Raw genomic sequence first — 14657 nt, forward strand, 5'->3', positions numbered from 1 at the left:
CAAATCTGGCAGCAGAGCCTTTTTATATGCTGATATCTCGAAAATTCAAATACGCTTATGAGCTGAAAGGCATTTTGGATGAAGGTATTTATAATTTGAAAAAATCAAACTTAGATAAAGCCATCCTTGGAAAATATATTCAATTATTAGAAGAAAAATAAAGTTAGCAGAATAAAGAATAATTACCCATCATATTACATACAACCTATACTTCTATACCCCTGCAATAGCATTTATCATCGATTAATTGTCGGCTAACATTAAAATTAAAACCATAAAAATCATTCACGAAGAGTATAAATAGAAATAGTCTATAACTGTCATATATTCATTCCATTTTATTCCCTAAATAACAGCTCTTATGATCAAAAACTCAGACCAGAAGGTGTGATTAGTCACTTAGGAGCTACTAAATGAAAAAATTTCCAACCAAATTAATCACGACAGCAGTCAGTGTCGTATTGGCCTCTATGGTCAATGCTCAAGTGCTGACTGATGATAACGGCGCCCCCATTGCCGATACTAAAAATTCACTAACTGTTGGTAACAATGGCTCTGTGCTATTACAAGATGTTCATTTAATCGAAAAACTACAACGTTTTAGCCGCGAACGAATACCTGAACGGGTGATGCATCCTCGCGGAACCGGTGCTCAAGGTTATTTCCTAGCGTCGAAAGACTTTTCAAAATACACAACTGCATCACTATTTAAAAAAGGGCAAAAAACCCCTGTACTAGTTCGTTTTTCAAGCGTTATTCATTCTAAAGGTTCACCAGAAACAGCTCGCGACCCAAGAGGGTTTGCTGTTAAGTTTTATACTAAAACCGGCAACTGGGATTTAGTGGGCAATCATCTGCCAACGTTCTTTATTCGTGATGCGATTAAATTCCCCGATTTTACCCATGCGAATAAGCCTTCTCCGGTTACCAATTTACAAGACCCAAGCCGCTTTTTTGATTTTTTTGCTAAAACGCCAGAAGCCACCCAAACCCTTACCTGGTTATTCTCTGACCATGGCATACCCGCCTCCTACCGTACAATGGATGGCTTTGGGGTACATGCCTTTAAGTTGATTAATAAAAATGGCGATATTAAATGGGCTAAATTTCACTGGAAATCACACCAAGGGATTAAAAACCTAACCAGTGCAGAAGCAGAAAAAATTCAAGGCAAAGACTTTAGCCACATGACCCGCGACCTTTACGACAATATTAAACAAGGTAATTATCCTAAGTGGGATTTAATGGTAAAATTGATTGATCCAAAAGATCTGGATAAATACGATTTTAATATTTTCGATGATACTAAACAATGGTTCGATGTGCCTGAGGTGAAAGTGGGTACCCTGGTATTAGATAAAATACCATCCAACTTCTTCCAGTTTACCGAAATGGCTGCTTACGCCCCTTCTCGGATGATTCCGGGTATTGCTCCTTCTCCTGATAAAATGTTGCAAGGTCGGTTGTTCTCTTATGCCGATGCACAAATTTATCGACTAGGTACCAATTATCAGTTGCTGCCAGCCAACCGTCCGCTGATTAAAGTCAATAATTATAATATTGATGGCACAATGAACTTTTCTGATCAACAAGGGGATGTTAACTACTACCCTAGTCACCATGTCAATGACCAGGTGACACCAGAAAAAGACAACTCTGCACAATTACAAGGTTATATGGTGAGAGAGGAAATCAGCAAACCCAAAAACTTTTACCAAGCAGGCATTCTTTATCGCAAGTTTAGCCCTCAAGAAAGAACCAACTTGATTAGTAACCTGTCTGGTGCCCTTGCCCAAGTGACAGATAAAGGCATTCAAGCCAAAATGGTCAGCTACTTTTACAAGGCAGATCATGAATATGGTCAGCGTTTAGGCGACAAGTTAGGCCTAAAACCTAATCATTATAAATAACCTAACTAATCACTTAACAGCTGTTGCGAAAGGAGACTTTAGGCTCTCTCCGCGTGGAAAGTGTCGCAAAACCAGCGGATATGGAGTGACAGGCTGCTCTGTAGCTAAGGGCATGGATGCCTTTTTAGCGCTTGATGGGCCAGGGATAGCACTTCAAGCGCGGCGGAAGAATAGCCTGTTACTCCATATCGGACACTAGAGTTATTTTCAACACCCTTTTGCGACAACCTACTAGTAGATAGTAGTTATTCAAACAGCAATAGGAATTCGAAGATGCAAAAATATATTGGGTATTTTCTTATATTGTTATTTACCCTATTAGCCTCATGTACACTACCTAATCCAAATCAACCAAATAATACGACTGTACAAGCTAAGCAAGAAGCCACACAAAAAAATGAACAAGCCCTTTCCGCTGTTCAAGAAGTTGAGTTAGCTTTCTTTCATGCTGCTCGCACCGGTGATACTGAGCTAATGAAGTTATTTATCGATTCTGGCGTTAATATCAACTACCAAAACAACCAAGGTTATACTGGTTTGATGGTAGCCGCCTTTCGGGGACAACCTGAAATTGTTGACCAATTATTAGCCGCAGGCGCGTCTGCCTGTTTAGTCGATGAGCGGGGTAATACCGCCCTTATGGGTGCTATTGTCTCAGGGGAATTGAGTATATCTCGCAAACTATTTTCGATCGATTGTGATGACGAGCACTTGGATAACCGAAGTCTGACGTTTGCTAATCAATTTGGCCAGCAAGAAATCGCAACGTTATTAAAACAGCGACAAAAAAGTAAATGACGGCCCAGGTAACACCTGCGTTAATACCAGCCAGCGCTGCTTGTACTTGTCTATTGGTATGGAATTGTTCCCAAAAAGGCAAGGCGCCAGCGACTGAAACTGTGTCAGCAATTTCTGGATAGACCAAAACATAACCATCCATAAAAGATGACAACTGTCCTTTCTGGATCATTTGATAGCGTCCATCAGTAAGCTGGAAAAGGCTAACAGGGTAAACTTTACTTTCTACTCTATAGAACTTCATATTGAAAAAAACTATTAATAAACGTCACTCTGACGCTATTGCTATAGGCAAGACTGGCTAGATACCAGCTCTTCCCCGGTTATATTTGACGTTTATTGGTTCCACTATTTTTACTAAAAATTATTCTAAACCAACCATACAAAGGAATTAAAGCAAGAATCATAAACAAGATTGGTGTAGAGAACCTGCCAAGCAATGGCTCAATCAATATTCCAAATGCAGCAACTATAGTAACGTAGAATCCCCCTTTACCACCGCCCTCCAATGTATATGGATCGACCACGTAGGTGAATACCGATAAGGTCACTAGAATTATCGATAGCGCGAAGTAGCTCCATGCCAATGTTTTATGATAAAAACCCAAACTCGTCATACAATTACGTGATCCTCCAAAAATATAACTACTAATGAACGTCACTCTGAAGCTAATGGTTTGGATAGCTTCTTACCCGATTAGGCAAATTATACCCATACGGAGAGGCTCTTCGCTGCATATGAACAAAAGTATGATACACGGCTGACTGCTCGAGCAACGGCGGTATCATGTGTCGCATTGCGCGCAGCCAAGCTTTGGTGCTCCCTTTCTTCCTGTTGTATTCTGGACACTTCTACCGCGAGCTCCGGGCTGACTTCGCTTAATATTTCAATAGCCTCTGTCATTTCTTCATCTACGATTGATTCAATTGTTGAAGTGCTCACCCAGATAGCATTTTTTCCAAGAAGGCCTATGAAGATCCCATAAACAATTCCTGCTCCACACCACAAAGTTGGCAGAAATACAGAGGAAGATTTTCTCTTCGATATGTAATCTCCAAATATATGGAAGTGCTCTACTTCGTGGCGGTGCATTTCATTGAGATCTGGAATGATGTCCCTATAAAACACCCAAGCCACAAGTCGATGTCCATAATAGACGCCTGTAGCTCCTTTTTCACAGGCATGCATTATTTTCAGCTGTTTATCGACTTCATTCATTACTTGCTCTAGTTGCCTAACTACGTCACTCTGACGCAAAGTGTTACGTCGCATTGACGTCTAACTAATTGGTATATTTTAACCAATTCACACTATTGAAGCTAGGCTAATACCAATATTAGCTGTTGCACCATTCATGATAATAATTTGGATAAAATTCACCTATTAATTGAAAAAATAATCCAGTGAATTTATTTATTAATTTTAAAGCTATTTAATAATTATTTTTTACCGATATCCTTTAATTACTGACTGGTTGCTATTCAACCAACAGGCTCTTAGAATCAGCCCCCACCTATAGCCTTTCCAAAACCCGCCGATAGTATGCCAAATACAGCTCCAAATAAGCAGGTATATAGTGCTTGACCGAAAAATCATAACTGATTGATAAATAAGATAATTCATCATAAATCCGTCATCGAAGATTGCTATATTAAGTCCTCATAAAAATGAATCGGCCTAGGTTTTTAGTTAAAACCAGCCAAACTTCGCGGAGAATACGATATGAGGCAAGTCCAAAACCCACAACTTCAATTCGGCCAAACAGATATTACCGAGATCAAGTTTGACCCGAAGTCTAGAGATGATGTGCCTCAATTGTTAAAGGGATTACAGTACATTTATATTACACCCGAAGTTAGAGAGCAGGTATTCACTATTTTAGAGGAGTCTATAGTGGGTAAAACGAATCCAAGACTTGGAAGGCCAGGCATGGAACTTTGGAAAATACTGGTGATGGGGGTTTTGCGCATCAACTTAAATTGTGACTATGATCGTTTGCATGAATTAGTGAATCAGCATCGAACTATTCGAGCGATGTTAGGGCATGGTGTCAATTGGGAAGATCTGACAGAATATCACTTGCAGACCATAAAAGATAACGTCTCTCTTTTGACCCCAGAAATTCTGGACAAAATTAACACAGTTGTCGTCGAGACAGGGCATAAACTGTTAAAAAAAAACGAAGAAGCAAGCCTTGAAGGGCGTTGTGACTCATTTGTGGTAGAAACAGCTGTTCATTATCCCACTGATATCAGTTTATTATGGGATGCAATGAGAAAAGTGATTAATCAACTAGCTGATATGGGCGAAAACTACCATTTAAGTGATTGGCGACAACATAGGCACAATCTGAAGTCACTTAAAAAATGCTTTAATCAGGCAAGGCAAAGCAACCAATCAAAAGCAAAAAATGCCGATGACAAGAAACGTGAGACACATATCAACTATCTGAATAAAGCGCAATGGTTTATTGATAAAGCTGAACTCACATTGGATAAGCTTAAAGCCATAGCAGCCCCGATTTGGTTATTACGAAATATTGCCAACAATCTTTCTCATGCTAAACGGCAGGTGTCGCAAATTCACAGGCGAGTAGTCGAAGATGAAAAAGTCCCAGCTGATGAAAAAGTTTACTCAATATTTCAACCTCACACTGAGTGGGTGAGCAAAGGGAAAGCAGGGGTACCAGTGGAATTAGGTATTAAAGTGTGTGTTATGGAATGTCAGCATGGCTTTATTCTTCACCATCGTGTGATGGAAAAAGAGCAAGATGTTGATGTTGCCATCGTCATGATCAGAGCAACCAAAGCTAAATTCCCTGAGCTCAACCAGTGCAGTTTTGATAAAGGGTTTCATTCACCTGAGAATCAGTTGAAGTTGGCCGAAGAATTAAATCGGGTAGTGCTGCCTAAAAAAGGACGTTTATCAAAAAAGGAAACAGAACGTGAAAACGATGAGGCTTTCAAAAAAGCAAGAAAGCAGCACTCAGCGGTTGAGTCTGCTATTAATGCGCTTGAAGTACATGGCCTTGACCGATGTCCAGATAGCGGTATTAATGGCTTCAGGCGTTACGTTTCATTTGCTGTATTAGCACGAAATATCCAAAAGTTAGGTGCCTTATTGTATAAACAAGAAAAAGAGGAGCAATACCGTCAAGCCAAAAGAATACGTAAAAAAGCAGCTTAATAGTCCTTAACTGAGATTTAAAATAATTTTCCAGTGAGCCTTTGCCTAACTGGCTAGGTTTGGCTGTCTGTGAAAAGACGATTCTAAAGAAGCTTGATCAAAAAACAACCTTATTTTATATACCCAAGTCAAAAACAGTCATAAATGAGTAATATTAACTTATAAGACCAAAATAGTTGCCCCTTCAACTGGCAAACTAGACTACTTTTCTGTCAGGCACTATATAGCCATTGGCGCCAATAGATTTGTTTAAAGGTATTCATCTTACTCTCATTTTACGGGGTAATTTTTATCGATTTATGCATGCCTGCCTCATAGTGACCAGGAATATTACAAGCAGCTTGAATATTGGCTGCTTTAGAAAACTGCCAGATTAATTCGCCCGTTTTTCCAGGTTCAACTGTAATGGAATTACCACCACCCGCATGCACCATGCCAGGGTTTTCTCGCATCATTTTGCCATGAGCTTTATGCTCTTTCTGGGTGCCAATTGAAAACTCATGAGCCAACTTACCGGTATTGGTAATTAAAAATTGTACTGTTTCACCCGCCTTAAACTGGTTGGGTGAAAAGGCAAATCGCATATCATCACCAGCAACTACCTTAACGGTACGATCCACTTGGTCAGCCTTACCTGGGCTGCCTGTGACTGAACCATGATCCATTCCTTCGCCATGATGACCACCTTCATCGTGATGACCTGTTTTTTGCGCTTTATGTTCAACATGGCCATGCCCTGGTTCACCTGCACCAGCATTGACCCAGGTGCTAAAACTCAAGGTGCTGACTATAACACTGACTGCTAATTGATTATGTTTTTTCATGTTTTTCTCCTACCTGCTTTTTTACAATACTGTAGACACTTTTATGCAGCAATAGCCCCATAGTTGCTTAACTGTTCATATACTTGAGCGACTTTTTTATTACTTTTACTCAACCTTAACTTATCAAAAAGTTTTTCCATTAAATGCTGGTTAAATTTCTTACGTTTCCATGAGGCTATTGAAATAACGGTCTCGTCATTGTCTCCCTTTAACTGCTGATCTTCTAGTTTCAATAAATTCAGTGCTGACAATGAAGCATTTAAATGGGTATGAATGGCTTCTTTTTTGCGTGACTGGCAATGGGTCAATCCTGTGTGCTGTTTAGCATCACGAAATAAAAACTCAATTTGGAACCGTGCTTTATAATATTCAATGATTGTCATTGCATCCAGTTCTGTGTCAGTTGAATAAAGCAATACTCTACTAACCTGTTTATCTGAGGTTTGCCTTAGCATTACAACTTTAATAGCACGTTTGAATTTCTTTGAATAAACCGTTTTGCTGTAAATGTCTAAGCCTTCTTGCAGGCAGCCTACTTGCTCAAAACGATGTAGTTCTTTTTCGAAATACACTTTTCCATCATACTTTTTGGGGCGTCCAACCCCACTGTATTCACCCTCATAAAGCCACAGTAAATCAGCATCGGCCCTCAGTTTGCCGACAAGCTTTAATTTTGCTTTCACCACGGGAGTGATAAACTTTTCTTTACTGTAGTAAGCATCGGCGACTAAGTACTGAATGCCTTGCTCTAGAAGCTGGGGAGCCAATTCCACTACTTGCTCTGCATAGACTTCAATACGCGTTTTATTTTCTTGATCAATAGTTTGACGCACATCGTAAGCAAAAGCTGTATTCAATTTAAGGTCAACCAATGCGAGGAGTGAAGCTTCCAAGCCTTGCTGGGCTTGGCTAACAGAGCCATTATAAAACCACCCTAAGCCCTCAGTCTTCGTTAATAAAGCTGGCATCGATAGCCGCGATACGGCCATTTTTAGGAAGAGCAAGTGTTAATGTATCCCTATTGAACTGGGTAAAATCAAACTGACGCCTATACCAACGGCTAAAACGTTTTTCACTCATTTGGCTATAACGGCTCATGTTTCTAAAGGTCGCTTTGCCTTGAAAGACTACCAGCGTCGTCAATAAAGCAACAATAAATATTCGTTGAGGTTTATTAACATTGGACATTGAGCGTAAAACCGTTTCTACTATGCTTTCCAAAGATAGATTCCTGTGACAATTCGATTTCGACAACCGCATTCTCACAGTTTCTATTTTTGGTTCAATCCTACCATTTTAAGACCAAAAACTGTCTACAGTATTGTTTTTAGATAGTGACTCAAAAAAGTATTGGAAATAAATTTAGTGTCCGATACGGAATAACAGGGCATTCTTCCTCCGCTCTTGAAGGACCTTCCATGGTCCTCAAGAGCTAAAGTGACATCGTGTCACAGCTACAGAACACCCTGTTACTCCATATCCATTAGCATTTGCGACGCCTTCTTTTGAGAAAGAACGAATAGTTTCAATGACACCTCACTCTTTTGCTTCCGATAGTCCTCGCGACTTCCAGATAAAATAAATAACGGGGATAACCAATAGCGTTAATACGACAGAACTCACCATCCCGCCAATCATTGGACCTGCTATTCGTTGCATCACTTCCGATCCAGTACCTGAGCCGTACATGATGGGCACAAGGCCTGCAATAATAGCGGCAACCGTCATGGTAATAGGCCGCACCCGTTGTGCAGCACCCTCCATGACCACTTGCTGTAATTCAGATAAGGTTAAGGTTTGATTGTTTTCTGCCAATCGTTGTTGCCAGGCTTGGTTCAAATAAACCAGCATTAACACCCCAATTTCTACAGTAACCCCGGCTAAGGCAATAAACCCAACACCCACAGCAACGGACATGACATAGCCACTTAAATACATCAACCATAAGCCACCAATCAGCGCAAAAGGGACGGTGCCCATAATAATCAGCACTTCAGTTAAATTGCGGAAATTTAAATATAACAGTAGTGCAATAATCACCAAGGTTAATGGCACCACGACCATTAATCGTTGTTTAGCCCGCTCCATATATTCATACTGACCAGACCAGGTAATGGAATAACCCGCTGGCAAGGTGAGTTTATCGGCTACCACTTGTTGTGCTTCTGCCACATAAGAGCCTAAGTCACGCCCTTCAATGTCCACAAAAGTCCAGCCATTAATTCTGGCATTTTCACTTTTAATCGCGGGAGGCCCATCTTCAATAAACACATTCGCCACATCGGATAGCGCTAACCGCTCTTTACGTGGGGTAACAATGGCGAGCTGTTTAAGTTGCTCCAGTGAATTACGATAATCCTGTGGGTAACGAATATTAACCGGATAACGCTCTAAGCCTTCAATGGTTTGGGTAATATTCATCCCCCCTATCGCGGTACGAATTACCATTTGAATATCAGCAATATTTAACCCATAACGAGCAGCTTTTAGCCGGTCAATATCCACTTTAATATAGCGACCACCTGCCACTCGCTCTGAATAAACCGAAGCCGTACCGTTAACGTTTTTGAGCACCTTTTCTAACTGTTTACCAATTTTTTCAATTTCCGCCAGTTGTGGTCCTGCCACTTTAATCCCTACCGGCGTTTTAATCCCGGTGGCCAACATATCGATACGAGTTTTAATCGGCATGACCCAGGCATTGGTTAAACCAGGAATTTGCACTAAAGCATCCATTTCTTTTTTCAGCGTATCGGTAGTCATACCTGGCCGCCACTCTGAGCGTGGTTTAAGTTGGATGACCGTTTCGATCATGGTTAATGGTGCCGGGTCAGTGGCTGTATCAGCCCGACCAATTTTACCGTAAACGGTTTTTACTTCAGGAATCGTACGAATGAGTTTATCCGTCTGTTGTAATAATTCTCTGGCTTTACCAATGGATACCCCTGGGTAGGTCGTCGGCATATACATTAAATCCCCTTCATCCAGTGGGGGCATAAACTCACTACCTAATTTAGTGGCAGGCCATAAACCGGCCACTAATACAATCACCGTCATTAAGAGCGTGGTTTTAGGAAATTGCAGAACGCCCTTTAGCAAAGGTTGGTAAATGGCGATTAAGCCTCTGTTTATCGGATTTTTATGCTCAGCAATCACTTTACCGCGAATAAAGCACCCCATTAATACCGGCACTAGCGTAATAGCCAAGCCCGCAGACACTGCCATCGCATAGGTTTTAGTGTAAGCCAATGGCGAAAATAATTTCCCCTCCTGGGCTTCCAAGGTAAAAACAGGTAAGAAGCTTAAAGTAATAATTAATAATGAGAAAAATAATGGTGCACCCACGTCTTTTGACGCTTGATAAATAACATCCCAGCGATTCTCATCTGTGAGTGGTGTTTTTTCCATGTGCTTATGAACATTTTCAATCATGACAATGGCACCATCCACCATTGCCCCAATCGCAATCGCAATACCACCCAGGGACATAATATTGGCATTCAATCCCTGCAAATGCATGATTACATAAGCCCCTAAAATCCCCACCGGTAAACTAATCACAACGACTAATGCCGAGCGGAAATGAAATAGAAAAATGGCACAAATAATTGTCACCACTAAAAATTCTTCAATGAGTTTTTCATATAAATTATCCACCGCACGATCAATTAATAGGGAACGATCATAGGTGGTTACCACTTCCACTCCCTCTGGCAGGCTAATTGCTAACTCTTTAAGCTTTTGCTTCACCCCTTCAATGACCGATTTAGCATTCTCACCAAACCGCATTACCACTACACCGCCAACCGCTTCACCTTCACCATTAAGCTCACCAATACCACGGCGCATTTGTGGGCCTAAGCGAATATCCGCCACATCCTTAAGCAATAAAGGGGTACCATTAACATTTAACCCTAACGGCACACTGGCTAAATCCTGTTGATTACTTAAATAGCCATTTGAACGCACCATATATTCGGCTTCCGCTAACTCAACAACCGAGGCACCAGTTTCCTGATTGGCTTGCTGAATGGCGACTCGAATTAAGTGCAATGGAATTTGATAGGCTCTTAATTTATTAGGGTCAACCACCACCTGATATTGCTTGATCATGCCACCAATCGTCGCTATTTCAGACACTCCAGGTACAGTTTGTAATTCATATTTTAAAAACCAGTTTTGTAAGCTAGTCAGCTCTGCTAAATCATGGTTACCGGTTTTATCAACCAAGGCATACATATAAGTCCAACCAACCCCTGTGGCATCTGGCCCTAGTGAAGGTTTTGCGCCTTCAGGCAAACTGGCGGTTACCTGATTTAAATATTCCAATACTCTAGAGCGTGCCCAATATAAATCGGTATCGTCGTCAAAAATCACATAGACATAGGAATCACCAAAAAAAGAATATCCCCTTACCGTTTCAGCCCCCGGCACAGCTAACATAGCTGTTGTTAATGGGTAAGTAATTTGGTCTTCTACGACCTGGGGGGCTTGGCCTGGATAGCTGGTTTTAATAATCACCTGAACATCCGACAAGTCAGGTATTGCATCAATGGGAGTTTGCCGCACCGACCAAAGCCCAGCAGCAATTAAAAATAACGTCGCAATGAGAATCAAAAATCGATTGTGTAGCGACCAATAGATAATGTTATTAATCATATTCAGAGGCCTACTACATCATTGATTGGTGTGATTCATGTTGGAATGGTCCATCGTTGAGTGGTCGACAGATTTTTCACTTTCAGTCTTTGGCGTTTGATGCTGGCTGTGATCCATCTGCGAATGGTCCATGGTTGAATGATCTACTGGCTTTTCATCTTTAGCCTCTAGCATTTGATGCTGACTGTGGTCCATTTTCGAATGATCCATTTTTGAGTGATCCATGCCTTCCATATCAGTACTCACTGATATGGCTTTTGCTGTTTTTTCACAGGCAGCCTCTGTTAAATCCCCCTTGGTTGAAAGATCAGTAATCAGGTATTGGTTATTTAGTTTCTGAATACAAAAATCAATCGCTTGCTTATTTTTTACCGCTTCAGTGGATACACTTTTATCTAACTGAAAGTTCATGGTCATCGCAGGCCAGTTCCAGGCTTCGATTGGATCATGGGTGATATTAACTTGATCAGCAGCAATTGATTTATTCCAAACCCCTTTGGCTAATACCACACTGGCTGTTTCTGGCATTTTTTCTGCTGTTTCCATTCGATTAAAATCAGCGGTAATACTTGACTCCGAATCAATTAAAAATTGTGCTGAAGTCACTATGCGATCACCTTCTTTTAACCCAGACAGAATTTCCACCTGTTGACCGGTTTCTTTTCCTGTGGTGACAGTTATAGATTGATACTTACCATCGCCTAACGCTTTCACTACTCGATTCATGGTGCCACTGCGAATTAATGCGGCGTTAGGTATCAATAATGTGGGTTGAGTACTTTTGGCATCAATGGCCAAATGCACAAACATATTAGGCTTCAGCGATAATGCTTGATTGGGGAAACGTAGCCGGACTTTAAACGTACGGGTAGTGCTGTCTAAATCTGGGTAAATATAATCCACTTTACCTTGCCAGTTTCTTCCGGGTAAAAAATCAGTACGCATTGTGGCAGGTTGCCCCGGCTGAATTAAACTGGCTTGACGAGCGAATACTTCAGCAATTACCCAAACCTCTGATAAATCACCTATTTCCATAATTTGCGTCATCGGCTTAACGTACATCCCTTCCCTCACACCCAACTTGGTCACATAACCAGACATAGGGGCCCGAATTTGGATACGTTGGCGCACTTGTTGGGTATTAACGAGTTGCTTAATGGCTTGACCATCTAACCCTAATGCCATTAACCGTTCTTTCGAGGCTGCAATTAGCCCTTTATTATTGGTTTTTAATAAGCTTAAAAATTCATATTGGGCATTAACTAAAGTGGGAGAATATAGTTCGAAAACAATGTCACCTTGTTCTACAGGATCTCCAACCGCTTTACGATTTAATTTTTCAATCCAGCCTTCAACCCGGGTATGCATATGATGCAGCTTGTCTTCATTGTGACTGATATAGCCGACGGTATTGATGCTACTAGCCACCTTTTGCCTCATTACTTTGGCTGTTTTAACCCCTAAATTATTTTCTACCGTCGCATCAATTTTAACCAACCCAGGCTCATCCTTACCTGCGGCGTCTTCAGGATAAACAGGCACTAAGTCCATGCCCATTGGCGACAAGCCAGGCTTATCCCGTTTATAATTAGGGTCCATTGGTGCCACCCAGTATAAAGGCTTACGCTCAGCCGATGATTCACTCATCTCACTATTATTCACTCCACTCGCCCCCATCAAACCAGGCAACCATTGTTGAGCAAAATAACCACCAGTAAAGCCCAAACCAACCAGCACAATAACTAAAAAAGTTTTTTTCATTATTTATTTACCAGTAATAATCTCTTCAGAATAACAGTCCAACACAAAAGCTAGCGGATATGGGGTAACAGGGTATTCTGGAGCTGCGACATGGATGTCGCTTTAGTTCTTGATGGGCCATGGATGGCACTTCAAGAACGGAGGAAGAATGCGCTGTTATTCCATATCAAACATCAGATTTATGATCTATATTTCTGTAAAAAATCGTAATTGAGTTAGTGTCTTAAATTTGTTTTCGTTTAATTTCAGCCACTCTAATTTGACATTAAGCCGACTGATATACGCTTGAATCACCGTGGCAAAATCAATGCGATCTGCTTGATAAGACTCCAACGCCGCTTTTGCTTGTAAATTAGCCTCAGGAATTAATCGATGTTGATACAATGCAATACTGTCATTAATGCCTGTTATCTGTGACTGGAGCGACAGGTATTGTGAGCGCATCTTGCGTAATAACACTTCCCGTTGATAAGTAGCCGACTCACGCCGTATTTGATTAGCGGCCAGGGTTCTATCCTGTTTATTTTCCGTAAATAACGGTAAATCAAAGGTCACCATGGCAGAAACAAAATTGGCTCTATCATTGCCCATCGCATCGTCACCTTGTCTTAAGCCATAACCCAACTCAACACCCCATTGCGGTTTGTAGGCTTCTTTTGCCAACGCAATTTTATTGTCAGCTAAATCAACTTGTTTATTGCGCATTTCAACCATGGGATGTTTGAGTAATAGAGAGTCGATTGAGTTTGTTATAGAAGACCAGTGAGGTAATTTATTGGCAACCCGATTTATCTGTTGATCAGGTAACCAGCGAGCGAGCATCGCCAATGAGGAATGTTGCTGTTTTTTTAGCTCAATAATCCGATTATCATGCCGACTTAAGGCGAGTTTTGCCTGATAAATATCCTGCTGGGTTTTTCTACCAACCGAATAAAGCGACTCAGATAGCTCAATTAACTGACTAAACAAATAGCGGTCATTTTTCAGTAATTGAACGGCTTGTTGACTTCCCCAACTGCTAAACCAGGCGAGCCGGACTGCACGTTTAATTTCCAGCTTCCGTAACGCAGCACTGACTTGCTGATTAGCTGATTGAATCCCTAAGCCATCTCCTTGTAAGGCAAGTGTATTACCCCGAGGGAATTGCTGACGCACCCCAAAGCGCAATTGGGTCATATTTTCCTGATCAAAGTCAAAAGTATCATCAGGTACATTGATTGCGCCAACACTGACCATCGGATCAGGCAATGTATTAGCTGCCACTTGCTCTTCTTTTAGGGCACTGGCTTCTAGTTGACGACTTGCAAGCCCTGGTTCATTGGTTAACGCTGTCTTGACTGCCTGATCAAGCATTAGACCTGAGTGAGCCTGCAACATGGGTACATAAATGGTAAAAAAAGTACACCACAATAACCGCGTAGGCATAATCCCTCCTATACCCTTCATGAATGCGTTTTAAGCTATAACGAAATAAATTAGTAATCGATTAAATAAAAATTTAAAAGAAAATGAGATATT

General features: G+C 41.1%; 12 protein-coding genes. 4 read left to right on the forward strand and 8 right to left on the reverse strand.

What is annotated here, in order from left to right; genetic code table 11:
* The first annotated feature begins 26 nt into the window (after positions 1-26).
* From OQE68_RS26285 to OQE68_RS26295, 3 genes are all read left to right on the forward strand, one after another.
* Complete coding sequence (locus OQE68_RS26285; protein ID WP_255490885.1) at positions 27-161, forward strand: hypothetical protein; 135 nt, start codon at positions 27-29, stop codon at positions 159-161.
* Between the two features lie 252 nt (positions 162-413).
* The gene (locus OQE68_RS26290) at positions 414-1910 is read left to right on the forward strand and encodes a catalase (protein WP_180568932.1); all 1497 of its coding nucleotides are present in this window, start codon (positions 414-416) and stop codon (positions 1908-1910) included.
* A 273-nt stretch (positions 1911-2183) separates the two neighbouring features.
* Positions 2184-2708 carry an ankyrin repeat domain-containing protein gene (locus OQE68_RS26295; RefSeq protein ID WP_180568931.1) on the forward strand — a complete coding sequence of 175 codons (525 nt, stop codon included), beginning with the start codon at positions 2184-2186 and terminating at the stop codon, positions 2706-2708.
* Here OQE68_RS26295 and OQE68_RS26300 read toward each other — a convergent pair.
* Entirely contained in the window at positions 2647-2952 is a 306-nt protein-coding gene (locus OQE68_RS26300) for a hypothetical protein (RefSeq protein ID WP_180568930.1), read from the reverse strand. The two genes, OQE68_RS26295 and OQE68_RS26300, sit on opposite strands and share 62 nt — an antisense overlap.
* 462 nt (positions 2953-3414) lie before the next feature.
* The gene (locus OQE68_RS26305) at positions 3415-3927 is read right to left on the reverse strand and encodes a demethoxyubiquinone hydroxylase family protein (RefSeq protein WP_180568929.1); all 513 of its coding nucleotides are present in this window, start codon (positions 3925-3927) and stop codon (positions 3415-3417) included.
* A 504-nt stretch (positions 3928-4431) separates the two neighbouring features.
* Between OQE68_RS26305 and OQE68_RS26310 the strand changes: the two genes are divergently transcribed.
* Entirely contained in the window at positions 4432-5895 is a 1464-nt protein-coding gene (locus OQE68_RS26310; RefSeq protein WP_266195432.1) for an ISNCY family transposase, read from the forward strand.
* A 275-nt stretch (positions 5896-6170) separates the two neighbouring features.
* Here the strand turns inward: OQE68_RS26310 and OQE68_RS26315 are convergent, their stop codons facing one another.
* From OQE68_RS26315 to OQE68_RS26340, 6 genes are all read right to left on the reverse strand, one after another.
* The gene (locus tag OQE68_RS26315) at positions 6171-6719 is read right to left on the reverse strand and encodes a cupredoxin domain-containing protein (RefSeq protein ID WP_180572086.1); all 549 of its coding nucleotides are present in this window, start codon (positions 6717-6719) and stop codon (positions 6171-6173) included.
* Between the two features lie 41 nt (positions 6720-6760).
* Positions 6761-7687, reverse strand: a complete 927-nt coding sequence (locus OQE68_RS26320) for a transposase (protein ID WP_266195832.1) — start codon at positions 7685-7687, stop codon at positions 6761-6763.
* The gene (locus OQE68_RS26325; protein ID WP_266195440.1) at positions 7662-7940 is read right to left on the reverse strand and encodes a hypothetical protein; all 279 of its coding nucleotides are present in this window, start codon (positions 7938-7940) and stop codon (positions 7662-7664) included. The genes OQE68_RS26320 and OQE68_RS26325 overlap by 26 nt, the downstream gene beginning before the upstream one ends.
* Before the next feature lie 315 nt (positions 7941-8255).
* Positions 8256-11378 carry an efflux RND transporter permease subunit gene (locus OQE68_RS26330; protein WP_180570072.1) on the reverse strand — a complete coding sequence of 1041 codons (3123 nt, stop codon included), beginning with the start codon at positions 11376-11378 and terminating at the stop codon, positions 8256-8258.
* A gap of 18 nt (positions 11379-11396) precedes the next feature.
* Positions 11397-13139, reverse strand: coding sequence for an efflux RND transporter periplasmic adaptor subunit (locus OQE68_RS26335; protein ID WP_180570073.1), 1743 nt, complete (start codon positions 13137-13139; stop codon positions 11397-11399).
* Between the two features lie 186 nt (positions 13140-13325).
* Positions 13326-14564, reverse strand: a complete 1239-nt coding sequence (locus OQE68_RS26340) for a TolC family protein (protein ID WP_180570074.1) — start codon at positions 14562-14564, stop codon at positions 13326-13328.
* Positions 14565-14657: the final 93 nt, after the last annotated feature.

The sequence above is a fragment of the Spartinivicinus marinus genome (genome assembly GCF_026309355.1).
Lineage (GTDB): Bacteria > Pseudomonadota > Gammaproteobacteria > Pseudomonadales > Zooshikellaceae > Spartinivicinus > Spartinivicinus marinus.